Raw genomic sequence first — 23596 nt, forward strand, 5'->3', positions numbered from 1 at the left:
AAGCACTCTTCACGTGCCCTGTACCCGGCGATCCGTAATTCCCCGATTGCATACGTTTGTTGCCCACGTCGCGTACGTTGCCCAAGTACCGCCGCGTTGCCCGTGATGCACACGCTTGTTGCCCGTGGTGCTCGTGACGCATCCCACAACCGGCCCGGTCGATCCGCTCCAGGGCTCGGCTCCCGTGGCGCGCGACGGCATGATGATGCGGACCGTTCGCTTCCGGCGGACGGTGTGCTCTGCCCAGCGCCCCACCTGTCCGGGAGTCACACCTTTGTCTGCAGCGACCGCGGAGCCGACGGACCCGGCACGGACCACGGAACCGACGGAGACGACGCAACCGACCAAGGCCACGGAGCCCGGGAGAGGTCGCGCCGCGTCCGTCGCGCTCGTCGGTGCCGGACCCCGCGGCACCAGCGTCCTGGAACGCCTCTGCGCCTCCGCGCCCGAGCTCCTCGCGCCCGGCACGCGTCTGACGGTCCATGTCGTCGACCCGTCGCCGCCGGGCCCCGGCCGGGTCTGGCGCACCGCCCAGCCCGCCGAGCTGCTGATGAACACCGTCGCCTCGCAGGTCACCCTCTTCACCGACGACAGCGTGGACTGCTCGGGCCCGATACGCCCCGGCCCGAGCCTGCACACCTGGGCCGACGGAGAACACGGAGAACACCGAGAACTGGGCCCGGACGACTATCCGACCCGCGCCCAGTACGGGCAGTACCTGGAGTGGGTCTTCGGCGAGGTGGTCCGCGGGGCACCGCCCGCACTGCGGGTCCTGACGCACCGGGCACGCGCGACCCGCCTCCACGAGACGGCCGACGGCCACCAGATCCTCGTACTCGACAACGGCCGCACCCTCCCGGACCTGTCCGCCGTGGTCCTGGCCCAGGGCCATCTGCCGGCCGTGGCGGACCGGGCACAGCAGCGCCTGGCCGCGTACGCCGACCGGCACGGCCTGTGTCATGTCCCGCCCGCCAACCCGGCGGACCTCGACCTCTCCCGCGTCGCCCCCGGCGAGACCGTCCTCCTGCGCGGTCTCGGTCTCAACTTCTTCGACCACATGGCGCTGTTGACGACGGCCCGCGGCGGCCGTTTCCGGCGCACCCCGGCCGGCCTGCGCTACCTCCCCTCGGGCCGGGAGCCGCACCTGCGGGCCGGCTCCCGCCGCGGTATCCCGTACCAGGCCCGCGGCGACAACGCGAAGGGCCCGTACGGGCGTCACGTGCCGCTCGTCCTCACGCCGGACGTCATCTCCCGCTTCCGCAAGCGCGCGGACTCGGGCGACGCGCCGGACTTCCTCACGGAGATATGGCCGTTGGTGGCGAAGGAGGTCGAAACCGTCTACTACGAGGGGCTGTTGGGGCCCGACGCCACCCTGATACGCGGCTTCCGTGAGCGCTTCCTCGCCGTCTCCCACCGCGATCCCCAAGAGGCCGCCGTCCTGGGCGAGTTCGGGATCGCGGAGGCCGACCGCTGGTCCTGGGACCGGATTTCACGGCCGTACGGCGGCCGGGTCTTCGCCGGTCCCGGCGACTTCCGGGAGTGGCTGCTGGGCCACCTCCGCGAGGACGCCGCGCAGGCCGCGCTCGGCAACGTCGACGGTCCCCTCAAGGCGGCCCTCGACGTACTGCGCGACCTGCGCAACGAGTTGCGGCAGATCGTCGACCACGGTGGGCTCGGGGGCGCCTCGCGCCGGGAGCACCTGGACCGCTGGTACACCCCGCTCAACGCGTTCCTGTCGATCGGCCCGCCCCGGCGCCGTATCGAGGAGATGACCGCGCTGATCGAGGCGGGCGTCCTGGAGGTGCTCGGCCCGCGCCTCGATGTGCGGGCCGAGGGCGGGGCCTGGGTGGCGCACTCCCCGGACGTGCCCGGCTCGACCGTGACGGCGACGACGCTCGTCGAGGCACGGCTGCCCGAGCCGGACCTCCGGCGGACGGCCGACGAACTCCTCGCCCGGCTGCTGAAGACGGGCCAGTGCCGCCCGCACACGGTGGACGGTTACGAAACCGGAGGGCTGGACGTAACACAGTGCCCCTACCGCCTGATCGACCGCCAGGGGCGCTCACATCCGAGGCGGTTCGCGATCGGAGTGCCTACGGAGGGTGTGCACTGGGTGACCGCCGCCGGGGCCAGGCCCGGTGTGGACTCGGTCACGCTGTCGGACGCCGACGCGGTGGCGCGGGCGGTTCTGCGGACGGCCGCGGGCCAAGCGGGACAAGGCCGCGAGGCGGATCCGGAACCCACAGCACGCGTACAAGCATGGCCAAAAGTTGAACTTGCAAGCATCGATTAGGCCGACCTAACGTGGAGCACTCACTCGGTTCCGTCCCCTGCACCGGTCTCCTTCCGGGACCGGATCCAGACCGAAGGAGTTCCCCCACATGACCGGACGCCTCAACAGCGCCCAGCCGTACGCCATCGGCCTGTTCCGCATAGTCATCGGCCTGCTCTTCACCTGCCACGGCGCCGTCTCGCTCCTCGGCGTACTCGGCGGCCTGGACGGCAAGGGCGCCACCGTCGAGACCGGCGCCTGGCCCAACTGGTACGCGGCCGTCATCGAGCTCGTCGGCGGCAGCCTGGTCCTGCTCGGCCTCGGCACCCGCGCCGCGGCGTTCATCGCGTCGGGCGCGATGGCCTACGCGTACTTCAAGGTCCACCAGCCCCAGGACCTGTGGCCGATCAACAACCAGGGCGAGGGCGCGGCCATGTACTCCTGGTCGATGCTCCTGCTGGTCTTCACCGGCTCGGGCGCGTTCGGCCTCGACAGGTTCTTCAAGGGCCGCTCCTCCTCGTCCTCGGACGAGAACCGCTCCTCGGAGCCGATCGCGGCCTGACACCCGCACCCGCGAGAAAGCCGTGCCCGCCCCTGCCGCATCAAGGGGCGGGCACACCCGCGGAAACCCGCCGGACGTCCGGCGGAAGACTCAGGCCGCCCACCCGAAGGGCACGCTGAAGCACGCCAGCCGCGCACCCGAACTGCCCGGCGCACTGTGCAGCACAACGGACGCGGCCTCCCCGAACCGGAAGTTCCAGTCGTGCCGCGCACTGGCCCCACCCGCACCGCGCGAGTCGGCCGTGAAGTCGAGCCACACCTCGTTGCCGGCGTTCACGTCGGCGGGGTCCGTGGAGGGCCGGTGCTGGTAGTGCCCGCCCGCGGCGGCCGGATCGGCCCCGCACGGCTTCCGGTGCACATGCGCGCCGTACTCGTGCCCCGCCTTCAGCCCGGTCACCCGCAGCTTCACCGTCGTGGCACCACGCTCGGCGCTGCGCTGCCCCACCTCGATCCGCGCCCCCGCGGGCACGAGCCTCATGTCGTACGTGACGGCCGCCGACGGGACGAAGGCACCGGGCGGGGCGAACCGGGCGTCCGTCCGCATCGAGTAACCGTGCTTGCCGTCGTTGCCGCCGCCAGGCTCGACAGTGCTGCCACCATCACCGGCCGCACCGTGGGCACCGCCCGCGCCGGCTGCGAGCACGGCCGACGTCAACACCACGACGACGACAGCCACCGCTCCCGTCCGGCCCGTCCGGCCTGCTCGCCCTGTTCGTAGTTTTCGTACTGCTCGCCCTGCCGCTATTCCTGACACCATCGCCGGTTCCGCTCCTCACACCGTTGGCCGCCCCTTTCCGTTGGTACGGGACGTGGCGCCGGCCCGCCCGCCGGGAAGCGGCAGCCGGGTGAACATGATGTGGCGAACTCACGTGCCCCCTGTGGATCTCCTGTCGGACCCGAGGCGTACGCTGTATGGCTGTCACAGGCCGCTCCTGCCGCTCCCCCGCGACATCGCGGAGATCACGGCACGGTTCGGGCCTACGGGGGAGACACAGGGGAGTTCGGGTGCTTGAGAGTGTGGGGTCGCTGTCCGGCAGCCCTTGGATCTACAGCCAATGGATCTATGCCGTGGTGGCTCTGTCGGTCCTGTTCGACGTCTTTCTGCCGGTACTGCCGAGCGGCGTCCTCGTCATCACCGCGGCGACGGCGGCCGCGGCCGGCACCGGCGCGGCTGCCGTGCACGTGCCGGACATCCCGACCGCGCATGTGCCCGACCTCCTCGCGCTGACCCTCTGCGCCGCGACCGCCTCGGTCCTCGGCGACCTGGTGGCGTACCGGCTGGCCTGGCGCGGCGGGGAGCGCCTGGACCGCGCCATCGCCCGCTCCCGCCGCCTGACAGGTGCGCAGGAACGTCTCGGCGCGGCGCTCGCACGCGGCGGCGGCGCCCTGGTCGTCCTGGCCCGCTTCGCGCCCGCCGGCCGCTCGGTCGTCTCGCTCGGCGCGGGCGCCGCGCACCGCCGCGTCCGCGAATTCCTGCCCTGGTCGATCCTCGCGGGCCTCGCCTGGGCCGCGTACAGCGTCGCCCTCGGCTACTTCGGCGGCCAGTGGCTGGGCGCGACCTGGCTCGCCACCGGCGTTTCGCTGGTGGCGCTGTTCGGAGCGGGCGCGGGGGCGGCGTTCCTGATGCGACGGCCTTCACCGGCAGCCGTACCGGTACCTGTGCCCGTACCCGTGTCGGTACCAGCCCAGGTCCATGCACAGGTGCGAGCGCAGGCGCAGGTGCCCGAGGCGGGCCCGGGCCTCTGAGGCGTACGCGGCCCGGGCGGACGGGCACGCCAGCGGTTGCGCGCCTCGGACGGGCCCCGTTCTGCGGGTGGGGCGCCGGTCAGCCCGCCTGGCGGCTGTCGGCCTCGTGGCTGGTGGCCGTCCGCCCCCGTATCTCCAGACCGTCCAGCAGCTCGGCCGTCGCCTCGGCGATCGCGTCGACCGCGCGCTCGAAGACCTCGCGGTTGTGCGCGGCCGGGGCTCTGAAGCCGGAGACCTTGCGGACGTACTGAAGCGCGGCGGCGCGGATGTCCTCCTCGGTGGCCTCTTCGGGCAGGACGGGCGGTCGGAGAGTCTTGATGCTGCGGCACATACGTCCAGTCTCGCGCGCGGCACTGACATCGCGCCCGGGAGCAGCGGCGCCTCCACGGATTGCTGACGCCTCCCCACGGATCACGGAGGAAACGACCATGGACGCCGGGCCCCCGGAGCCGAGCCCGCGCCGAACCTCCCCGCCCGCACCCCACACCGGACCCCACACTGGACGGACCTCCCCGCCGGGCCCCACGCCCAAGCCCCACGCCGGACGGACCTCCCCACCGGACCCCACGCCCAAGCCCCCACGCCGGACGGATCTCTCCACCCGGCCCCACGTCAGCCTTCGCCGAGGTCCACACGCCAGTCGTTCGACGTGACCCAGCAGCCCTTCGGATACTCGAACTCGACCGCACCGAGCAGTTCGAACCCGGCGCTGCGGCAGACCGCGTTCGACGCGAGGTGATCCACGCCGGGGAACGCGTGGAGGTACTGATGCTCTCCGGCCGCCCTCGCCTCCTCGACGACCGCGCGGGCCGCCGCCGCGGCGAACCCACGCCCCTGGAACTCGGGCAGGACCCCCCACCCGGTCTCCCACACCTTCCCGCCCCGCCACTCCCGCTCCCAGAAGCCGATCGAGCCCACGGTGTCGCCGGTGTCCGCCGACGTGACCCGGTACATGCACCCCGGCCCCAGGCCGACGTAACGCCGGTGCCGGTCGATGAGCTTCTCCTCGGTCTCCGGACCGCCCAAGTGCTCCGTCATCTCGGGGCTGTTGGTCCTCTGGAGAAGCCAGAAGTCGCCTTCCGCCCACGCGTGCAGTCTCACCTGCGATGTCTCTGCGCTGTCCATGGCGGCCACCTTAGGACGGGGGTCGGACAACGCCAGGGGCCCGACCAGGCGCCGGGCGGTGGGAGTCGGCCGACCGGCTGTCCTGTGCCATCGAACTTTGAGCGTGTGCCATCGAAGTTTAAGTGGCGTGGATCACTGCGAATCAGGGGCGTCGTGCGAGGAAGACGAACTCTCTGCCTGGCCGGTCAGGCGCATCGCGCACGTCTTCCACCACGTAGCCCTGGGCGGCCAGGTCGGTCTCAATCTCGTTGCGCTCCCGGAAGCGCAGGGTCGAGTCCGAGGTCATGACGTGTCCGTCCGCGGCGAAGATGCAGGTCCAGCGGAAGGTCACCAGGGGCCAGCTCACCTCGATTGTCGGCGTTCCACTGTTTGTGTCCAGCCGCGTACACCGAAACGTCCCCCGGTGGAATCCCACGGCGAAGGCCGGCAGAGGCCGGGTGCCTGTTGACTCTCCCTCCATGGGAGACCCAAGGGTGGAGCATATGCACGTCGGTGACAACACACTCTGGAGTATCGGGGAGGTCGCCCGGAAAACCGACCTGTCGGTGAAGCTGATCCGGCACTGGTCGGACGCCGGGGTCGTTCACCCGGCCTGTCGGTCTCCGGCCGGCTACCGGCTGTACGGCACCGAGGCACTGGGCCAGCTGCAGCTGGCGCAGACACTGCGAGGGCTGGGCCTGGGGCTGGCGACGATCCGGGACGTACTGGAGCGCGAGAGCACCCTGCCAGAGACGGCCGCGACGCACATCGACGCGCTGGAGAAGCAGATCCGCACGCTGCGAACGCAGCAGGCCGTGCTGCGCTCCGTCATCCGCCGCAACACCACTGCCGAGAGGCTCACCACCATGACCGAGCTGGCGCGCATGTCCGCCGCCGAACGCCGTGCCATCATCCAGGACTTCGTCAGCGACACCCTTGGAGAACTGGACGTACCCACCTACCGACGGGGCCTGCTGGCGGCCACCCCTGATCTGCCCGCCGATCCCACCGACGAGCAGGTCGACGCCTGGCTCGAACTGGGCGAACTCGTCGGGAATCCGGCTCTGCGCGCCAGTGTGCGCCGTATGGCCCACTACGCCGCCGAACACCACCCAGGCGAGCACGACGACAGCGCGTTGCGGGACGCGGAACGGGCGACAGACGACTGGCTGCGGCGGGTGGAGACAGCGACGGCGCAAGGAATTGCCCCGGACTCGCCGGCCGCCGATCCCGTCGTCACGGCCATCGTGGCGACCTGGCTCCCCACGCAGGCTGCGCCGGACGGAACGGAGCTTGTCGACAACGCGCAGGCCAGAGGTCTACTCCTTGAGCAGCTCGAAGTCGCCTCCGACACACACATGGAGCGGTACTGGCAGCTGCTGTGCATCATCAACGGCCGGCCCGTGCGGCCCAGCATGGCGGCAGCCGGCAGATGGCTGACGACGGCTCTGCGGGCGCATCCTGAACCCGGTGCACGAGCCGCGCAACTCGCCGAGTTGTACGACGTCGGGCAGGACGCGTGGGAACCGACCGGCGTGCTCCACGCCTGTGACGAAGTCCTGGACGCCGTCGGCGGGCTCGTCTCCGCGGTGGAGCCGGGCCAGTTCGACCGGCCAACGGCCTGCGCCGACTGGGATGTTCGCACCCTCCTCAATCACCTGGTCTGGGAGAACCTGCTGTGGGCCGGCCTGGCCGACGGAACTCCCCGTTCCGACTTCACCGCCGACCATCTCGGCGATGACCATGTCGCGGCATTCCGCACCGCATCCCAGGCCGCCCGGGCGGCCTTCAGACGCCCGGGCATGCTCGAACGGCGCTACGGGCCTGCTCCCGGGCGACGGCTCGTCGAGCAGTTGCTGATCGAGATGCTGGTCCACGGCTGGGACCTGGCCCAGGCCATCGGGCATCCCTACGACACCGTTCAACACGTCGCTGAGACCGCACTCCCCGTCGTACGCGAGATCTACGGCGATCTGCCCCGCACTGCCGCCGGTTCCTTCGCTCCGCCGCAGCCGGTCCCTGATGACGCCGACCCGCTCCACCGTCTCGCCGCCTATCTGGGCCGCACTGTCACGTGACGAGCGGCCGGCGCGACCGCATTCCCGTGTACTCGCTTGAGTACGTTCGCGTGTACGCCGACACTCGATCAGTTGGACCCAGCTCTCGACGGAGCCGATGCCCGGGATCTCCGTCACGCGGTAGGAGTTCCCGCGGGTCCACTCTTCCCAGGCTCGTCCGGCCGGATCACGGGTCTCGAAGACCAGGTGCCCGCCGGGCCGTAGTGCCTCGTAGGCTCCCCGCAGCGTCTTGTGCCAGGTGTCCGGATCAGCGATGGCCTGGGCGACGTTCGCTGTCATCGTCGCGAGGTCGACCTGCAGTGACGGGAGGGCTGTGGCGTCACCGCAGATCCAACGCACTCTGTCGCTGCCCAGTTTGGCCCGGGCAACGTCGACGGATGCCTGGGCGGGGTCGATGCCGACGACGTCGACCCCGCGGTCGGCCAGGAGAAGTGCGAACACCCCTGTGCCGCAGCCGATGTCCAGAACTTGGCGCGCCCCGAACTCTTCTGCCATCTGGAGGTAGGCGTCAAGATCGCTGCGGTCGGGGTCGAGCGGATCGTAGATCGCGGCGAGTCGTGGATGCCCGAAGCAGTCGTCAGCCATGCGGCCGAACGTATGCAGAGCCGACCCCGAAGAGCTACTGAGTTTCGCTGGACTCGGCTGGCTGGGGTTCTCGGGCGAGGGTGATGTAGAGCGCCGTGATGGTGGTCAGGGGTATCCAGGAGTCGTGGTTGTCGAGGAAGCAGCGCCATGTCTCCGTGGCGGTCAGGCCCTGTGAGTAGTGGGCCTTGATCCTGCGGTAGTTGTCCTCCGTCATGAAGGCTCGTGCTGCGGGGTTGGGATCGGGGAAGCGAGGGCTGAGGATCCTCTTGAGGCCCCAGAGCGGGATCTGCCGGCCATTGGCGATCTGTCGCAGGCTGGCCTTGTTCCAGCGGGCGTCCTGTTTGATCAGACCGGTCATGTCGAAGCCGTCGCTCCTCAAGGCGACGCGGCGCCGGAGTCGGAGGTCGTCCTTCGTCCAGACGGGGAGATGCGCCGGTGTGGCATCCGCGAGGGTGTTGGCCAGGACGTCGGTCGAGCGGCCGCAGACCTTCGCGAGGCGGACCAGGGCTGGCCTGTGGCCGGTCTTGTGTGGTGGCGGCGCCAGGTGTCGGACCAGCTCGCTGGGCTTGAGATGGTTGGCTCGCGCGAGGCGCTGAATGTAACTGACGGTCGTCTCACCGAGCCGGGGGCGGACATCAACGGGGAGAGGAGCGAGCGGGATCTGCAAGTACTCGTTCACCGACGGGCCCCGGCGGCGGTGCGGGAGAAGGACTGCGCGGAGTGGTCCAGTGGGACCGCGGCGAGCGACTTCTTGGTGATGGCCTCGGTGCCGGTGAGGATGGCGTCGATCGCCGCGCCGCGGATGGCGTGGGACAGGGCGCCGATCATGCCGCCGGTTCGGTCATGCAGGTAACGGTCCAGGCTGGTGAGTGTGCCGGGCTGGTGTCGGTGCAGGAGCAGGGTGCTCTCCAGCGTGGCGACCAGGCCCCTCCATTCCGTGTTGTAGGGGAACGGGCTGGTGGGGATGAGGGTGAAGCGGCCCGCGATCTGCTCACCGCGGGTTCCCGACAGCAGGGTGGAGTGCTCGATGTCGATGCCGGCGTAGATGAACGTCGCCGGGATCCGCTCAGAGAAGTACTTCAGGGTGTCGGCGACTTCCGCGCCCGTGCGGCTGGTGAGTGAAATGTTGTGAAGCTCGTCGACCAGGACCAGACCCGTGCGGGTGTCGGTGCAGACACCCACGACGGCCTCGATGAGGTCGGTGATGTTGGAGCTGCGCCGGACCGGCAGGCCGAGGAAGCGGGCGAACTCGGCGGCGACCATGCGGGCGGTCGCGGCGGGCGGGACCGTGATGTAGACGACCGGGATCCGGCCGATCACCGTCGGATGCCGGGCCTGGTCCAGGAGTTCGTGGGCCCGTCCGAGCTGGGTGATGGCGATGGTCTTGCCGGTGCCGGCGGGGCCGGAGACGATCAGCCCGCGGCGGGCGCTGATCGCGTGTTTGTTGAGCAGGACCAGGCGACGGCCGCAGGTGACGGTGTGCCGGACCGTGGACGTGGCGACCACACGCAGTCGGGCATGGTGGTCGAGCCGTTCGTCGTCGTAGAGCTCCCGCTGGAGCGGCTCAAGCCCTTCGTACTCGTCCTCGCTCAACAGCGCCGGCGGGCCAGGCGGCTCGGCGGTGAAGCGGCGCCATCCCTGCAGGGTGGTCAGCTGGTATCCGGCCTGATCGTCCGCTGTGTTCACGGCGGCGTCGGGTATGTGGCCGGGAGAGATCACGTGCGTCTCCATGGATCTTCGAGCGGATTGAACAGTCCCAGGGGGATCACCTCGGCAAGCGGTTCGGTGTCCTCGCCTGGTTCGTCTGGGCCGACGGCCGCGGGCGGGGCAGTGTGAGCTGGCGTGCTGGGGCCCGAGGCACGGGTGCGGGCAGTGACCCGCTTGTCCCGGGCGGCCCGTTTCGGTTTGGCCGGCCGGTCGGGGCCGGCGTGGGCCCTGGCCAGCAGGGCGGCGACCGCGTCAGCGATCTCCGCCTCGGTCGCCTCGGGCAGGCCCTGGGCGGCGTGGTCCCAGGCCAGATCACCGAAGGGGACCGGAACGCGGTGCAGGTGCTTCCAGGTGGCCTCGATCCAGCTGGTGCCCGCGAGGTGGTTGCATACCCAGATCCGGGCGACGTCGTAGGGGTCGTGGTGGACCTCCCACAACCCCTTCTTCTCCCTGACACCGGAGTGCTGGCGCCGCAGTCCGGCCAGGGCCGGGCTGTCGTAGGTACGGCGCTTGATCTTGATGCCGTAGTCGTTGACCGCCCGCCAGAGCGAGGGCAGCAGCTCGACGTAGTCGTCGCCGGACAGCGCGACCGGGACGTAGCCGCAGGCTTCGACGAGCGCGGCGTACTTCTCGTTGGGCGTGAACGACCGGCCGGGTGTGGCCGGGTCCCGCAGACCGTCGTGCTTGCGATTTTGCCACTGGGCGACGATCCACTCGTCCAGGAGTTCCTGCAGCTCCAGCAGGGACCACAGCGGCTCCTTGTCCAGGTTCCGGCCGCGGTGCTCGGTGCTGCGGCCGGTGAAGCCGGGAAGGAACTGGGTGAACAGGGTGCCCACGGAGCCGAGCGTCTTTTCGATGTGCCCCTTCTCGAAGGGCGAGCCCTTGTGCGCGGGCTGGAGATCGATCTGCAGGAAGCGGCAGGACGCGAGGAAGTTGCGCGACATGAACGCCTTGCCGTGGTCGCAGACGATCATCTCGGGGACGATCACCGGCCGGGCGGCAGCATGCTCCAGACGTTCGTCCAGGGACAGAAGCCGACGGTGCGGCAGCACCGAGCGGGACATGCGCAGGGCATCGACCCAGCCCGGCCGCATCAGCTCCGGGGTGACCGTGCGGGCCAGCAGCACGCTGGCGTCGACCGCCTTCGTCGTCGGCCGCAGCACGGCCGCGGTCACCGTCCTCGTCGCGACGTCGACCATGCCGGTCAGCTCGACCTTGCCCGCCACTCCGTCGTCCAGGCGCACCAGCACATCCAGCGGCGTGGAGTCGATCTGCATCACCTCACCCGGCGCGAACGCCGCCAGCTCACCGAACGGCGCGCTCGCCCCGTGCGCCCGTGATCTGCGCGTTGTTGCCGAGCCCGTGGTGTGGGTGCCGGTGGTGAGCTTGTCCAGCAGCCGGTAGAGCGTGCGACGTGAGGGCAGTTTCGTCTCCCCGCCGTCCTCACCTGCCTTGAGGATCTGCTCGGTCCGCCAGAGCAGGAACGTGCCGGTGCGGGTGGAGGCGTCGGTCGCCTCGCTGATCGCATGGCGCATCGCGGCAACCACAGCGTCCTCCACCGTGCCGTACTTCGGCGTCTTGCGGACCGGCCGGTGATCGGCCAGCCCCATCACCCCGTCCTTCTCGTAACGGCGCCGGTGGTTCGCGACCGTGCCCGCGGTCACCTTGTGCCCCGCAGCGGTGAGTTCGACCGCCTTCGCCCGTTCCCGCGCGGTCAGAGAACGAGACAAGGCGTACTGCGGATTCGGCTCCGTGCCCGCTGTGGCGTCCGGCGGCAGACCGTGCAGGACCTCCATGATGTGGCCCTCCCACCACAGGGCCTTCTCCAGCGCCGCCTGCGGCAATGTCTCCAGCAGTGACATCGGCGGCAGCGGCATCCGGCCCGAGCTGTCCACGACCTCGAAGTCGTCGTCGGCGAACAGCAAGGCCGGTGGGACCGCTCGCGGTGTGCCGCCCATGTCCGACAGGGTGACCGACCTGCCCGAGACGGCCAGGACCAGGCAGACCTGCCCGTCGAACCGGACCTGTTCCCCGACAGCCAGTCCCTCCGGCCGAGTCAGACGTCCCATCGCGGCCCCCTCGCCGCCGCGTGGACCACGGAGTCGGAGCCCAGCAGCCGCGTACTCACGTCCGTCACCAGGGCGCCGGACCACAGCAGATGGAACAGCACCGGCAGCACCATCAGCGGATCACCCGCCTTCGCGGCCCCCGGCCGCAACGGGCCTGGCTCGCTGAAGACCTCCAGCAGCTCAGTGGCGACGTGCCGACGCAGGCACCGCATCCTGCGGTAACGCGACAGCCACCGCATGTTCGCCATCAGCACCGGATCAGGGACCCCCGCCCGCTCGAACTCCCAGTCCACCGCCCGGCAGGCCCTCTCCGTCACCACGAACGCCTCAGCTGCCGCCTCATCAACACGATCCGCAGCCCGGACGTCCACCACCCGGCCCCGCCCGTCCGCAAGACGAACGAAGTAGTCGGGAGCATGCCGACGCCGACGCCGGCCGTCGTGCCAGTGCAGCCAGAACGGCTGCGACGCGATCCCCGCCACCTGCGGATCGGCGTCCAGGAGGATCAGCCGGTCCCGCTCCAGCCACGACTCGTAGCCGATGTGCCCGCCGGTCGTCGCGCAGAAGTACCAGCCCGCGAAGCTCTCCCCGCCCTTGGGCCACCGGAACGGACGCACCGGTACCGCACGCTCGAAACGCACGCCCCAACAGGCCCCAAGCGACCGCCGAACCTGTACGCCGTCCTCCCAGAACCCCAGCTCAAACGCACCAAGATTCGGATCCGCGTACGCCCCGCGAGCTGCCCCGCCGCCACCCCTGACCACCCGCACTCCGTACCGATCAAACTTCGATGGCACGAACTTACTAATGATCAACCTTCGATGGCAAAGATCGAACTTCAATGGCACAGGACACCGGCGACACATTCTCTTTCGAGTCCCCCAAGGAACTCGCATCCCAAAATCGAACAGGCGTAGCATTGTCGCGTGGCTACGACCTATGACTTCCCGAGTGACCTCCTGGCCGGTCAGGAGGAGCTGCATCAGGTCCGGGCCGAGCTTCTGGCCCTCCTGAAGCGGCTCCCCTGGTCGGTCGAGCCCCTGGACGGCTTCAGCGACGACCACGGCTGGCGCAAGGTGGAGCGCCCCGCCTCCCCCGGCTGGACGGCCGACGAACAGGCCGAGGTGGAGAAGCTCCGCGAACGCGAACGCGAACTCGCGGTCTTCGTGACCTGCCACCGCTTCTGGGCGGAGGTCGCGGCCGCCGAGAAGGTGGACGCCCGGATGACGCTCAAGCACGTACGGGAGACGGAGACACACGTAAGGGAGACGGGGACTGAGGGCCACTCCACCCCCTGAGGTAGGCCCTGAGGCATCCCCTCGTACGGCCCCGGAGGACCGGGTCTGCCGTTCATCGTTCAGGCCCGCAGCGGATTGGTGCGCGTGGCCGCCAGCAGGTACCACGCGGTGGCCCCCACGTGCCGGTACGGGTAGTAGCCGAAGCCGAACCCGGTGTCGAGCGGGCTGCTCGCCGAGACGACACCGGAACGTTCGGGAAGCGCACGACCCCCGACGGTCTGTCCGGCACCGAGCAGATCCTGGGCCCGCTCGATGGAGGCGACCAGCCGTCGGGCACTCGCCTCATCACCGCGCCCGTTCCGGTCCCGCAGAGCGAGCGCGAGGTGAGCGGTCCCCTCGAACCACACCCCATTGCGGTCGGGCTTGGGCTGGAACTCGGCGATGGGGGCGTCCTCGTTCGCCACGAGACTGGCGGAGCTGAAGGTGACCCCTTCGTACGTCTGCCCCACGGGCACCGTGCTGTTCCGCCGGTCGGCGTGGTCGAGCACGGCCAGCTCGGCCGCCGCCCAGTCCAACGCCCGGGAGTACGAGCGGGAGTAGGGACGGGAGTAGGGACGGGCCTCCGACCGGGAGCCGAGGGCGAGATGGGTCCAGGTCTGGGTGTCCTCGGGAATCGGGGACTTGTTGACCGTCACCCCGTCATCGGTGCCGGTGTAGAAGAAGCCCCCGGCCGGCTCCCACATCCTCTTGACGAAGGCCTCGGCTCGCGCACGCCGCTCCCGCCACACCCGGTCGCCGGTGAGCAGCGCGAGCCGACCGAACAGACAGACCAGATCGGTGTTGTGTTCGGTGGAGGTGAAGGGCAACTTCTCGTCGGCCCCGTCGACCCCGAACTTGTAGCCCCCGAGGGGTTCGTCGGTGCGCCCGACCCGCTCGATCCACGCGCCGATCCGCACGGCACCGTCGAGAAAACGGCGGGCCCCGGTCCGCCGGGCGAGGGCACTGAGCGCGATCCCCGCCCAGGCCATGTCCCCCACGGCCGTACCCGTGAACCCGAACTGCGTACCCACGTTGGCACTACCGTCGGCCCGCACGAAGCCGTCGGGCTGCAGCACCCCGTCGAAGAAGGTGTACGGCCCGACGTTGTAGGCCTGCCTCAACCTGCCGTCGTCGTACACCGGGTCATGCTCCTGGGCGTAGAGCAGCGCGTCCCCGAGCGCCACGGCCCTGGCCCGCCCATCGCCGGTCCCACCCGCCAGATGAGCCAGAACCGCCAGAGCGTTGTCATACGTGAACGCCGTGCTGAACAGCCCCGCCTGATCGCTGTAACTCTGCGCCAGCCGAACGCTCCCATGATCCGGATAGGCATCCATGGCAGCAGCCAGAAACGTGTGACCTCGCCGCTGAGCGGAACTCCCGGCACCCGCACCTCCGGCGGCATACGCCACCCCGGAGCCGGCTGCGGAGAACACCGCGGCACCGACACCGAGCCCGGTACCGATGAGCGCACGACGACTGAACGCCGGACCTTGCCTGCCGATCATGACTCTCCCTGAGAACGAAGTACGAGGAGCACCCGCCCTGAGAGCGCTCTCAAGAGTGCGCGCTCATTGTGCTGACACACGGGTACCAGGTCAACGCCCCTGACACACACGCCTGTTGAGACCTGACCGGTCGAGGGCAAGGCGCACAACTCCCCTGCTCCGGTCCGCCGTTGACCACATCGAACACGACGGGCGATGCTCCATGGCGTATGAACGTACGGCGCGTCGCGTACGGCACATGAAGCATGGCGCCCCGCAGCACCGAGAGCTCCGAGAAATCCGAGCTCCGACCGAGACTGGAAGAGAATGCTGTCGATCACCATTTCGACCATCGCAGTCATCCTTAGCCTCATCTCGCTCTTCGTCAGCAGACGCAAGGATCAACGAGACGTGTTCCTCAAACTCCACGAACTCCTGATCAGTCCCGATCTGCAGAACGGCAGACGAGTCCTGTTCGAACTGCACGCGCGAGCCGGTCGAATCGAGGATCTGAGCGAGCCCGACTACGCCAGCGCGAATCGGGCGCTGTCCGCGCTCGACGCCGCGGGCCTGTACTGCCACAAGAAGTATGTGAGCGAAAAGGAAATACTCGATCTCTGGGCACCGTCTCTGACCAGAATGAAGTACGCCTCCAGGTCATTCCTTGAGCACCGAGACGCCTTCTGGCCGGGCATCCCCACCTGGCCGTACTACCGACGCCTGGCCGACAACGCGGAGGACCACCTCAGGTCCCGGGGCATAGACATCGAACAGTTCATCGCCCCGGCGCCCTCCCGCCCGCCGAGCCCCTCGGACCCGGCGTAGTTTCCCGACAACGACCAAGGCCCAGCGGCCGGGAGGGTGGGCCCCTCCGACCGAGGCCGGGTGGCTCACTCCGCGCGTCGGCCGGTCATGACGTCGACGTTCCCGGCTCGTCGGGCTGCACCACGGTGTCGCCACTCTGCTGCTGACGTTCCGCACGCTGCTGGACGAGTTCCTCGACGGCACTGGGCAAGGTCGTCTCGAAGTCGATCAGCTTCGCCCACGTCGGCGTCATCACGATGCGGACCATGCCGTCGTAGAGCGAGCGGACCTCGGCCTCCCACTCGACCCGCTGCTCGGCCGTCATCCCGTAGGAGCCGTTCATCTCGAGGTACTCCTCGGGAATGCCGTCGACCTCGTCGAGTTCGACAGTGCCGCGGACGAGCAGGATCTTGGGCGGGTGCACCTCGGTGTCGATCGTGATGGCGACGGCCGGGTTCCGACGGAGCGAAGCCAGCTTCGGCGCGTTCTTCGACGTACACATCACGGCCTCCTTGCCGTTCCAGGCAAAGGCGATCGGGACGTTCCGCGGCGTCCCGTCCTTGGCCACGTAGGCCAGACGGCAGAGGTCACGGGCCAGCATCTCCTGGCTCAGCGGGCGGTTGAGGATCTCGGCGATCCGGTCGTTCGTCATGGCGAGCCTCCTGAGAGCCGTACGGCCACGGTGGCCGCTTCTGCTCCTGGGACGGAGCCGCCACACAGTTCTCGACATCCTCGCCGAACGTTCCCCCACGACCCTAGGGACACGTGTCCGCAGAGTCGCGCGGACATGAGCGACGCCGAAAAGTCGCCGAAAAAGATCAAGGCCCAGGCATCCGACTTCACACCGGTTGACCTGGGCCTTAGCCGTTTCCTGTGCCTGGCGGGTGCAGACGATTTCGAACCGCCGACATCCGCCTCGTACGTCGTGATTGGGGATGTCAGGCCACACCACCTCCCGCAAGCGATACGATACGTCTCGTATCGCTCGATGAGGAAGGACAGAGGAGCATCATGGAACGCTTGGTCGACGCAGCGCCCGGTATACGACTGTGGGTGGAGGATCGTGGCTCCGCCGATGCGCCTCCACTGCTGTTGATCATGGGTGCGCAAGCGTCCGGTCTGGGCTGGCCGGACGAACTGGTGGACATGCTCGCCTCTCGCCACCACGTGATCCGCTACGACCATCGCGACACCGGCCGCTCCACCTGGCCGTTCGACCAGCGGCCCTACCCTCTTAATCAACTCGCGGAAGACGCCGTCACCGTGCTGGACGGTCTCGGTGTCGAACGCGCCCACGTAGTGGGCATGTCGCTGGGCGGAATGCTCGCCCAGCTTCTTGTCGCCGACCATCCCGACCGCCTGCTCAGTGCCACCCTGATCGGCACGAGCGCACTCAGCACTGTCCCCTACGTGCACCCGGACGGAACACGGATCCCGCCCGAGGAACTCCCCGGCATCGCCCCCCGACTGCTGGAGATGTGGGCCCGACCCGTGAAGGACCGGGGCCTGGAAGCCGAGCTTGAGCGGCGGGTCGAGCACTGGCGGGTCCTGGGTGGCGACCAGCTTCCCTTCGACGCCGAGTACGCCCGCGCCCTGGAACGGAAGGTCGTCGAACACGCTGGGCACTACAACACGAGCACCGCGCATGCCCGTGCCGACGCCTCCGGAATGGACCGCACCGAGCAGCTGGCTCAGACCAGCGTGCCCACCCTCGTGATCTCCGCCCCGGCGGAACCAGTCGCCCCGCCACCGCACGCCCACCACCTCGCCCAGGCGATCCACGGCGCACGCATCGTGGACATACCCGGCATGGGTCACGCACTCCCCCGTGAGGTGCATGCTCCACTCGCCACCGCGATCCTGGACCACACCGACAACTGCTGATGGGCAGCGATGACCTGCGGTCGGCGAAGCGGCCTCGGGCATCCACTCCATGGGTCTTCTCGGACGTGAGCCAGGCAACCGCCGTCGGCTCACTCGACGTACGTTCACGGTCGTGAGAGCAAGAAGGGCGCGGCGGAGCTCACGGGCATGGGAGGAGGGCGGCTCATCTGTCCGTGGAGGAGAACGAAGTGGCGGGGCCGGCTTCCCGCACGGGCCGTCGGCTCGCCCGGGCCGCAGCCTGAGCATTGGACCCGGTGAACCTTCCAGGTCAGAGCCGAATTACTCGTCAGGCGTTCTCGTCAGGCGTTGGAGTGAACACCAATGCCGCCGGAGACGGTGAGGTTGTCGCCGGTGATGTAGCCGGCGGCGTCCGAGGCGAGGAAGGCCACGGCTTCGGCGATGTCGGCGGGAGTGCCGACGCGGCCGAGCGGGACGTCCCGGGCCCAGGAGTCGATCATTTCCTGGGAGACACCCATCTTGCTGTAGGCAGGGGTGTTGATCAGTCCTGGGCTGACGGCGTTGACGCGGATGCGGCGGGGCGCGAGTTCGAGTGCAAGGGACCGCATGAGGGGCAGCAGAGCGCCCTTGGCGGCTGTCATCGCGGCCCCGAGCCCTTCGGCGGCGCCCACGTTGAACACGACCGAGGCGCCCTCGTTGAGGAGCGGAAGCGCCTTTTGCAGGGTGAAGAAGTTTCCCTTGACGTTGATGTCGAACAGGGCGTCGAAGGCGTCTTCATCGGTTGATTCGATCGGGCCGGGGCGGGAGATGCCCGCGTTGAGGAAGAGCAGGTCGAGGGAGCCGAGTTGCCGGCGCGCCCGGTCGATCGCCTGGTCGATGTCCGGCAGGGACCGTGCGTCGGCCCGGACAGCCGTGACGTCTTCGGGAAGTCCGGTGTCGGCGACATTGCCGAGGCCGGTGACCATGACGCGGTAGCCGCGGGAGTGGAGCAGTTCGGCGGTCGCCTTGCCGATACCGCTGGTTCCACCGGTGATCAGAGCTGTGGGTGCAGGCATGGTGCGCTCCTTTGCGTACTTCTGGGCGGGGGGGGGTGAGCGGCTCTGTCCCTGGGGCAGTGGGTGGCCGCGCCACCACTCCTGGCAGCGTATGCCAGATTGACAGTGACTGCCACACGGGATGCGTATGCCGTCTTGGCAGCGCTGGGTAATCTGGTGGTATGCAGCAGGACGCCAAGGCGACGACGAGGACTCCGACCACGCTGTGGGACCGGACACGGCAGATGGCCTCCCGAGAGATCCTCGAGACGGCCCTGCGCCTGTTCATCGAGCAGGGCTACGACGAGACGACCATCGCCCAGATCGCCCGAGAGGCCGGCGTTTCCCAGCGCACGCTCTTCCGCTACTTCGGCACCAAGGAGGACCTTCTCGGCGGCGACCAGGACCGCTTCGGGCAGGTCCTGACAGACACGATCAGCGAACTGCCGGCCGACGTCGGCGTCTGGGAGGCCCTGCGCGCGGGGGTGGCTGCCGTACTGACCCTGCACGACAGCCGCGAGCAGGCCCTGGAGCGGTTCCGTCTCCTGCACAACACCGCCTCGCTGCGTGCCGGTTGGCTCGAAAAGCGACTGCGGTTCCAGGAGGACCTGCTGCCGCTCATCGAGACCCGCATGGACGCGGCCACCGGCAACGAGGGCGCGAAGGCCCGCGCGGTGATCGCGACGGCGTTCGCGTGCCTGGATGCCGCATCGATCACGTGGGTCGCCAACGACGGCAAGGGCGAAATCATCGACCTGTACGACGAGTGCCTGGCTGCGGTACGCGGCTGACCCGCGGCGGCCGACCAGCCCGGAAACCGTGGACGGAAACTGGGCACACCCGCTGCCGCGGACCGGGTCCAGATCCGGATCTCCCAACCGGCTGCAGCTGGGCCACGCCGACGTCATGCACAACGACACCAGTGGCACGTCCGGTCCGCTACCTGGACTCCACAAGGCGAGTGCTGCCAGTCACCCCCGAAGGACTTCCAGCGCCGACAACTAAGGCCCAGGTCCCCGGATTCACACCGGTCGACCTGGGCCTCGTTCACGTCCTAGGACTGGTGGGCGCGGACGGTTTCGAACCGCCGACATCCGCCTTGTAAGGGCGGCGCTCTACCACTGAGCTACGCGCCCGGGACGAGTCGACAGCCTACATTGCCCGGGGCGGTGCCCCGCAAACCCGTTACCGGGGCCCAGAAGCCGGTCAATGTGGCGAGGCAGACGCCGGTCACAGCGCCGGTGTCGATCCCGGTACGGACACCGGTCCAATGCCGGCCCCGACCCTGACACCGGGCCCCGACCCCACCCCTGACCCCGGTCCCTACCCGGCACCGGAGTCGGCGCCCGTCCCCCATCCCACCATGCGGGGGTTTACCCCACCCCCAACCCGGGAGTGGCCCGGATCCCCCGGTGAGCCCCCGATCCGTACGGTCGAAGTGTGTCCGGGTCACATCGTGGGGCCGAGGGCGTTCGAATCTGGGGGAGTCCTGCCATGAGTGGTTTTCAGCGGCCTTCGAGCAAGCGGTCTTCGGGCAGTGGTGTGGGGACTGCGGGCGGCCGGGCCGTGGGCGGTGGACGGCGGCGGTCCCTCGTCGTCCTCGGTGTGGGGGCCGTCGCCGTCGGCGTGTTCGCCACCGGGTGTGGGGCCAGCGCGGGGGACGACAAGGACCCGGAGAAGCGTTCCTTCGCGCTCAGCGGGCGGACGCTGACCGTCGACTCCGACGACTCGGCGCTCGAACTGGTCGCCGCGGACGTCGACAAGGTCCAGGTGACGCGCTGGTTCGAGGGACGGGTCACGATCGGTGGGGACCCCAGGGTGACCTGGGCGATGAAGGACGACACCCTCAAGCTCCGTATGCACTGCTCGGGTGTGGTCGCCGACTGCTCGGCCAAGCATCGCGTCGAGGTGCCGCGTGACGTGGCGGTCGTCGTGAGGGACGACGACGGCAGTGTGAAGGCCAGCGGTTTCAAGGACTCGCTGAACATCCACACGAAGGACGGCTCCGTACGGGTCGAGGACGTTGCCGGGGCGCTCACTCTGCGTACCGACGACGGCTCGGTCAGGGCGAGCGGCATCGACTCCAAGCGCGTGAACGTGAACACCAAGGACGGGTCGGTTCGGCTCGACCTCACCGCCGTACCGGACCGGGTCTCGGCGCGCGGGGACGACGGTTCCCTGACCATCGGGCTGCCGAAGGCGACGTACCGCGTCACCACAGGGACCGACGACGGTGCCGTGGATGTGTCCGTACCCCGTGACGAGGGCAGCTCGCATGTGGTGTCCGCCCACACCAAGGACGGGAAAGTCACCGTGCGTACCGCGAACTAACCGGCCCGTGTGTTCGTCCTTACCTGGTGGGAGAATGACACGAGGCAGGACGGATGACAGCACGGGAGAGGGAAGTGACGGCGACACCTTCGCAGCCGTACACACCGTTTGTGCCATGCGCACAGCAAGTTCCTCGCCCCCGTGCCCGGTTCGGGCCCACGGGGGCGCGCGGTGCTGGCCGTGACCTGCTGGCCCTGGTGCTTCTTCCGCTGCCGCTGCTCGCGCTCACGCTGCCCGCCGCGTTCGCCGGCGGCGGCACCCGGCGGTGGTTCGGCGGGCGCTCCGAGAGCCAGCGGGCCGAGGCCCAGGCGGCGAAGGACGCAGCGGCGGCCGCGTTCTACGAGCTCGACACCGCGCAGCGCGATCTGCGGATCTCGATCGAGACGATCACGGCCGTCGACGACTCCCCCGCCGCCCGGCGCGCGGTCTCCGACTTCGACGCGCTTGGCGGCCGTATCGACGAGGCCAGTCGTACGTACATCGGCGCGGTCGACGCCCACGATCTCGACCGTGACGATCTTGAGGCCTCCGTCGCCGCCCACGCGCGCACCGAGCTGACGAAGGCCAAGGACGAGCTGACCCGGGTCAAGCAGGAGCTGGACCGTTTCGAGCAGGGGCTCGGCCCGCTCCTCGGCAAGGCCGAGACGCAGCTGGCCCGCCTCGCCCCGGCCGTGGAGCGCGCCCGCCAGTCCCTGCTCGCCGCGTCGAACGCACTCGACGCCGTACGGGCAACAGAGCTCAAGGCCGACGATCTCGCCGCCCGGCTCGCCGCCCTCGCCCCGGAGCTGACCAAGCTGAACCAGGGCGCGGGGCAGCACGGGGTACCGGAGACGCTGGAGCGTGCCGACCGGGTCGCGCGGGACGCCGAGGCGGTGCGCGCGGAGGCCGAGCGGCTGCCGGAGCGGGCCGCCGAGATCGACCGGCGCCTCGTCTCGCTGCGGACGCGCGCGCAGGCGCTCACCACGCGGTCCGGGCAGGTGGAGCCCGTGCTGAGCGAGCTGCGGCGGCGGTTCTCCGCCTCCTGCTGGCAGGACCTGCAGCATGTGCCCGACCAGTCCGCGGAGACCGTCCGGCAGGCCGAGCGGAAGCTCGCGGAGGCGCGGACCGCGAGGGACGAGCAGCGGTGGGCCGACGCCACCTCGCTGCTGTCCACGGTCCGGGCGCTGCTGAACACGACCGACGAGGCCGTGTCCGCGGCCGGGGACCGGTTGCGGCGGCTGAACGAGGTGTCGAAGGACCCGCAGCGGGAGATCGACCGTACGCGCTTCGCGATCCGGGACGCTCAGCGGCTGGCCATGTCCGGGCGCAATACGCCCGACCCCCAGCACGCGCGGCCGCTCGACGAGTCGGTGGCTCGGCTGGAGCGGGCGATCGGGACGTTGGAGGGGCGGCACCCCGACTACTGGCATTTCCTGACCGAGCTGGAGGGTGTGCGGGGGACCGTGGCTCGGGTGGTTTCGCAGATTCGTGAGGAGCGTGGGGGCGGAGCGTGAGCGCTCCGCTGGGGGCGCCGAATCACACGTGCACGCCGGTGGGCGGCTGGGCGCGCAGTTCCTCGCGCCCCTGAAGGGGTGCTGCTGAAGGGACGCCGTCCAAGTGTTTGCGGTCCGGCCGCCCGGGGCGGATGCTGAAGGTACGTACGGCCTCCGCTCGCACCCGAGGAGGCGGACATGGCCACGCACGTGCTTCGTACGGCGCCGAGGCGGCGGATCAGGCTCGATGAGCATCTGCCGGTCGATCACCGTCTCAGCAAGTTCTACCGGGTCGGCGCGGGGCTGATGGGTCTCGTACTGCTCGCCTTCGGCATCCTGGGGCTGATCGACAAGGTCGGCTTCTTCGACACGGGCGGGGACACGGTCGCGGGGCTGAGCACCAACGGCGCGCTGAGCGTGCTGTCGATCTGCGTCGGACTGCTGCTCTTCGTCGGCATGGTGATCGGCGGGAACGTCGCCTCGACGCTCAACATGATCCTCGGCGTCCTCTTCATCCTCAGCGGCTTCGTGAACCTCGCCCTCCTCGACACGGGCCTCAACTTCCTCGCCTTCCGCATCCAGAACGTGCTGTTCAGCTTTGTGGTCGGAGTGATGTTGATGTTCTTCGGGATGTACGGACGCGTCGGCTCGGCCCTGCCGCACGACAACCCGTACTGGCGGTCCCGCCACCCCGAGCAGGCCGCCCGCGAGCAGCGGCTGAGGGCTGGACTCGGGGCCAGGGCCCTGCCGGGAGCCAAGAGCGAGGCCGCCCTCCCGGAAGGCGAAGCCCCTCCCCCCGGAAGCGAGCCCGCTTCCCCGGGGGCCGGAGCCTGAGCCTTGGGCGACGGAGCCGGGCCCGTGGGAGACGGGCGGGGCACCCGCTAACCTGTGCCCATGCCTCGCTACGAGTACCGCTGCCGGACCTGCGGCGACACCTTCGAGAAAAGCCGTCCGATGGCCGAGTCGTCCGCGCCCGCGGCCTGCCCCGCCGGCCACGACGACACGGTGAAGCTGCTGTCGACGGTCGCGGTCGGCGGCTCGGCCTCGGCCCCCGCACCCCGCCCCAGCGCCGGTGGTGGCGGCGGTGGCGGTTGCTGCGGCGGGGGCTGCTGCGGCTGACCCCGGCCGGCCCGGGATTCCTCCAGCGTCGGGAACTCTCAGAGGCGGGGCACCTTCGGGATCGGGGCTCCCCCGGGACCGGTCGTCCTCAGGCTGTCTTCAGCTTCGGTT

22 protein-coding genes, 1 tRNA gene and 2 pseudogenes are annotated in these 23596 nt (G+C 69.7%); 12 read left to right on the plus strand and 13 right to left on the minus strand.

Annotated elements, in window-relative coordinates:
* Window positions 1-274 precede the first annotated feature (274 nt).
* Together ACH4YP_RS19740 and ACH4YP_RS19745 are read left to right on the plus strand one after the other, a co-directional pair.
* On the plus strand, window positions 275-2293 hold the full coding sequence (locus ACH4YP_RS19740; protein WP_398491468.1) for an FAD/NAD(P)-binding protein: 2019 nt from the start codon (window positions 275-277) through the stop codon (window positions 2291-2293).
* An 88-nt stretch (window positions 2294-2381) separates the two neighbouring features.
* Window positions 2382-2834 (plus strand): DoxX family protein, encoded by a 453-nt coding sequence (locus tag ACH4YP_RS19745; protein WP_398491470.1) that lies wholly within the window; start codon window positions 2382-2384, stop codon window positions 2832-2834.
* Between the two features lie 90 nt (window positions 2835-2924).
* Here the strand turns inward: ACH4YP_RS19745 and ACH4YP_RS19750 are convergent, their stop codons facing one another.
* A complete protein-coding gene (locus ACH4YP_RS19750; RefSeq protein ID WP_398491472.1) occupies window positions 2925-3590 on the minus strand; it encodes a superoxide dismutase family protein in 666 nt (221 codons plus the stop codon).
* A gap of 248 nt (window positions 3591-3838) precedes the next feature.
* Here ACH4YP_RS19750 and ACH4YP_RS19755 point away from each other — a divergent pair, with 248 nt between their 5' ends.
* Window positions 3839-4579 carry a DedA family protein gene (locus ACH4YP_RS19755; protein WP_398491473.1) on the plus strand — a complete coding sequence of 247 codons (741 nt, stop codon included), beginning with the start codon at window positions 3839-3841 and terminating at the stop codon, window positions 4577-4579.
* 79 nt (window positions 4580-4658) lie between these two features.
* Here the strand turns inward: ACH4YP_RS19755 and ACH4YP_RS19760 are convergent, their stop codons facing one another.
* From ACH4YP_RS19760 to ACH4YP_RS19770, 3 genes and pseudogenes are all read right to left on the minus strand, one after another.
* Window positions 4659-4910, minus strand: coding sequence for a DUF2277 domain-containing protein (locus ACH4YP_RS19760; RefSeq protein ID WP_398491475.1), 252 nt, complete (start codon window positions 4908-4910; stop codon window positions 4659-4661).
* 281 nt (window positions 4911-5191) lie between these two features.
* Complete coding sequence (locus ACH4YP_RS19765) at window positions 5192-5704, minus strand: GNAT family N-acetyltransferase (RefSeq protein WP_398491477.1); 513 nt, start codon at window positions 5702-5704, stop codon at window positions 5192-5194.
* 142 nt (window positions 5705-5846) lie between these two features.
* Window positions 5847-6053, minus strand: a pseudogene (locus ACH4YP_RS19770) (SAM-dependent methyltransferase); the annotation flags it as partial.
* Between the two features lie 133 nt (window positions 6054-6186).
* On the opposite strand from ACH4YP_RS19770, the gene ACH4YP_RS19775 reads away from it, so the two are divergent.
* The gene (locus ACH4YP_RS19775; protein WP_398491479.1) at window positions 6187-7761 is read left to right on the plus strand and encodes a TIGR03086 family metal-binding protein; all 1575 of its coding nucleotides are present in this window, start codon (window positions 6187-6189) and stop codon (window positions 7759-7761) included.
* Window positions 7762-7824: 63 nt separating this feature from the next.
* Here the strand turns inward: ACH4YP_RS19775 and ACH4YP_RS19780 are convergent.
* The 5 genes and pseudogenes from ACH4YP_RS19780 to ACH4YP_RS19800 all read right to left on the minus strand — a co-directional run.
* Window positions 7825-8346: pseudogene (locus tag ACH4YP_RS19780) on the minus strand (class I SAM-dependent methyltransferase); the annotation flags it as partial.
* A 34-nt stretch (window positions 8347-8380) separates the two neighbouring features.
* On the minus strand, window positions 8381-9025 hold the full coding sequence (locus tag ACH4YP_RS19785; protein WP_398491481.1) for a TniQ family protein: 645 nt from the start codon (window positions 9023-9025) through the stop codon (window positions 8381-8383).
* Window positions 9022-10077: an ATP-binding protein gene (locus tag ACH4YP_RS19790; protein ID WP_361056132.1), complete on the minus strand. Its 1056-nt coding sequence runs from the start codon at window positions 10075-10077 to the stop codon at window positions 9022-9024. The genes ACH4YP_RS19785 and ACH4YP_RS19790 overlap by 4 nt, the downstream gene beginning before the upstream one ends.
* Window positions 10062-12122: a Mu transposase C-terminal domain-containing protein gene (locus ACH4YP_RS19795; protein WP_398491483.1), complete on the minus strand. Its 2061-nt coding sequence runs from the start codon at window positions 12120-12122 to the stop codon at window positions 10062-10064. Before ACH4YP_RS19795 ends, ACH4YP_RS19790 begins: the two co-directional genes overlap by 16 nt.
* Window positions 12110-12763, minus strand: a complete 654-nt coding sequence (locus ACH4YP_RS19800; RefSeq protein WP_398491484.1) for a TnsA-like heteromeric transposase endonuclease subunit — start codon at window positions 12761-12763, stop codon at window positions 12110-12112. The genes ACH4YP_RS19795 and ACH4YP_RS19800 overlap by 13 nt, the downstream gene beginning before the upstream one ends.
* A gap of 285 nt (window positions 12764-13048) precedes the next feature.
* Between ACH4YP_RS19800 and ACH4YP_RS19805 the strand changes: the two genes are divergently transcribed.
* Window positions 13049-13420 (plus strand): hypothetical protein, encoded by a 372-nt coding sequence (locus ACH4YP_RS19805; protein ID WP_398491486.1) that lies wholly within the window; start codon window positions 13049-13051, stop codon window positions 13418-13420.
* A gap of 59 nt (window positions 13421-13479) precedes the next feature.
* Here the strand turns inward: ACH4YP_RS19805 and ACH4YP_RS19810 are convergent, their stop codons facing one another.
* On the minus strand, window positions 13480-14904 hold the full coding sequence (locus tag ACH4YP_RS19810) for a Tat pathway signal sequence domain protein (RefSeq protein WP_398491488.1): 1425 nt from the start codon (window positions 14902-14904) through the stop codon (window positions 13480-13482).
* 306 nt (window positions 14905-15210) lie between these two features.
* On the opposite strand from ACH4YP_RS19810, the gene ACH4YP_RS19815 reads away from it, so the two are divergent.
* Window positions 15211-15708 carry a hypothetical protein gene (locus tag ACH4YP_RS19815; RefSeq protein ID WP_398491490.1) on the plus strand — a complete coding sequence of 166 codons (498 nt, stop codon included), beginning with the start codon at window positions 15211-15213 and terminating at the stop codon, window positions 15706-15708.
* Between the two features lie 85 nt (window positions 15709-15793).
* Here ACH4YP_RS19815 and ACH4YP_RS19820 read toward each other — a convergent pair whose 3' ends face one another.
* Window positions 15794-16339, minus strand: a complete 546-nt coding sequence (locus ACH4YP_RS19820; protein WP_398491492.1) for a pyridoxamine 5'-phosphate oxidase family protein — start codon at window positions 16337-16339, stop codon at window positions 15794-15796.
* A gap of 359 nt (window positions 16340-16698) precedes the next feature.
* Between ACH4YP_RS19820 and ACH4YP_RS19825 the strand changes: the two genes are divergently transcribed.
* The gene (locus ACH4YP_RS19825) at window positions 16699-17571 is read left to right on the plus strand and encodes an alpha/beta fold hydrolase (RefSeq protein WP_398491493.1); all 873 of its coding nucleotides are present in this window, start codon (window positions 16699-16701) and stop codon (window positions 17569-17571) included.
* A gap of 299 nt (window positions 17572-17870) precedes the next feature.
* Here the strand turns inward: ACH4YP_RS19825 and ACH4YP_RS19830 are convergent, their stop codons facing one another.
* Complete coding sequence (locus tag ACH4YP_RS19830; RefSeq protein WP_398491495.1) at window positions 17871-18584, minus strand: SDR family NAD(P)-dependent oxidoreductase; 714 nt, start codon at window positions 18582-18584, stop codon at window positions 17871-17873.
* Window positions 18585-18745: 161 nt separating this feature from the next.
* On the opposite strand from ACH4YP_RS19830, the gene ACH4YP_RS19835 reads away from it, so the two are divergent.
* Window positions 18746-19354, plus strand: coding sequence for a TetR/AcrR family transcriptional regulator (locus ACH4YP_RS19835; RefSeq protein ID WP_398491497.1), 609 nt, complete (start codon window positions 18746-18748; stop codon window positions 19352-19354).
* Between the two features lie 270 nt (window positions 19355-19624).
* Here ACH4YP_RS19835 and ACH4YP_RS19840 read toward each other — a convergent pair.
* Window positions 19625-19699: transfer RNA gene (locus tag ACH4YP_RS19840), tRNA-Val, on the minus strand.
* Window positions 19700-20057: 358 nt separating this feature from the next.
* Between ACH4YP_RS19840 and ACH4YP_RS19845 the strand changes: the two genes are divergently transcribed.
* The 4 genes from ACH4YP_RS19845 to ACH4YP_RS19860 all read left to right on the plus strand — a co-directional run bounded on the left by ACH4YP_RS19845 (window position 20058) and on the right by ACH4YP_RS19860 (window position 23485).
* Window positions 20058-20894: a DUF4097 family beta strand repeat-containing protein gene (locus ACH4YP_RS19845; protein ID WP_398491499.1), complete on the plus strand. Its 837-nt coding sequence runs from the start codon at window positions 20058-20060 to the stop codon at window positions 20892-20894.
* Between the two features lie 74 nt (window positions 20895-20968).
* The gene (locus tag ACH4YP_RS19850) at window positions 20969-22387 is read left to right on the plus strand and encodes a hypothetical protein (protein WP_361056155.1); all 1419 of its coding nucleotides are present in this window, start codon (window positions 20969-20971) and stop codon (window positions 22385-22387) included.
* A 177-nt stretch (window positions 22388-22564) separates the two neighbouring features.
* Window positions 22565-23200 carry a DUF4383 domain-containing protein gene (locus ACH4YP_RS19855; protein ID WP_361056158.1) on the plus strand — a complete coding sequence of 212 codons (636 nt, stop codon included), beginning with the start codon at window positions 22565-22567 and terminating at the stop codon, window positions 23198-23200.
* Between the two features lie 60 nt (window positions 23201-23260).
* Window positions 23261-23485, plus strand: a complete 225-nt coding sequence (locus ACH4YP_RS19860; RefSeq protein ID WP_055616513.1) for a zinc ribbon domain-containing protein — start codon at window positions 23261-23263, stop codon at window positions 23483-23485.
* Window positions 23486-23596: the final 111 nt, after the last annotated feature.

Source organism: Streptomyces sp. NPDC020747 (assembly GCF_044334695.1).
GTDB lineage: Bacteria > Actinomycetota > Actinomycetes > Streptomycetales > Streptomycetaceae > Streptomyces.

Coding starts and splice junctions, on each gene's coding strand:
- ACH4YP_RS19790 (WP_361056132.1), bottom strand. CDS start 10,077: ATGGAGACGCACGTGATCTCTCCCGGCCACATACCCGACGCCGCCGTG.
- ACH4YP_RS19795 (WP_398491483.1), bottom strand. CDS start 12,122: ATGGGACGTCTGACTCGGCCGGAGGGACTGGCTGTCGGGGAACAGGTC.
- ACH4YP_RS19830 (WP_398491495.1), bottom strand. CDS start 18,584: ATGCCTGCACCCACAGCTCTGATCACCGGTGGAACCAGCGGTATCGGC.
- ACH4YP_RS19745 (WP_398491470.1), top strand. CDS start 2,382: ATGACCGGACGCCTCAACAGCGCCCAGCCGTACGCCATCGGCCTGTTC.
- ACH4YP_RS19815 (WP_398491490.1), top strand. CDS start 15,211: ATGCTGTCGATCACCATTTCGACCATCGCAGTCATCCTTAGCCTCATC.
- ACH4YP_RS19825 (WP_398491493.1), top strand. CDS start 16,699: ATGGAACGCTTGGTCGACGCAGCGCCCGGTATACGACTGTGGGTGGAG.
- ACH4YP_RS19750 (WP_398491472.1), bottom strand. CDS start 3,590: ATGGTGTCAGGAATAGCGGCAGGGCGAGCAGTACGAAAACTACGAACA.
- ACH4YP_RS19765 (WP_398491477.1), bottom strand. CDS start 5,704: ATGGACAGCGCAGAGACATCGCAGGTGAGACTGCACGCGTGGGCGGAA.
- ACH4YP_RS19855 (WP_361056158.1), top strand. CDS start 22,565: ATGGCCACGCACGTGCTTCGTACGGCGCCGAGGCGGCGGATCAGGCTC.
- ACH4YP_RS19810 (WP_398491488.1), bottom strand. CDS start 14,904: ATGATCGGCAGGCAAGGTCCGGCGTTCAGTCGTCGTGCGCTCATCGGT.
- ACH4YP_RS19835 (WP_398491497.1), top strand. CDS start 18,746: ATGCAGCAGGACGCCAAGGCGACGACGAGGACTCCGACCACGCTGTGG.
- ACH4YP_RS19760 (WP_398491475.1), bottom strand. CDS start 4,910: ATGTGCCGCAGCATCAAGACTCTCCGACCGCCCGTCCTGCCCGAAGAG.
- ACH4YP_RS19845 (WP_398491499.1), top strand. CDS start 20,058: ATGAGTGGTTTTCAGCGGCCTTCGAGCAAGCGGTCTTCGGGCAGTGGT.
- ACH4YP_RS19820 (WP_398491492.1), bottom strand. CDS start 16,339: ATGACGAACGACCGGATCGCCGAGATCCTCAACCGCCCGCTGAGCCAG.
- ACH4YP_RS19860 (WP_055616513.1), top strand. CDS start 23,261: ATGCCTCGCTACGAGTACCGCTGCCGGACCTGCGGCGACACCTTCGAG.
- ACH4YP_RS19775 (WP_398491479.1), top strand. CDS start 6,187: ATGCACGTCGGTGACAACACACTCTGGAGTATCGGGGAGGTCGCCCGG.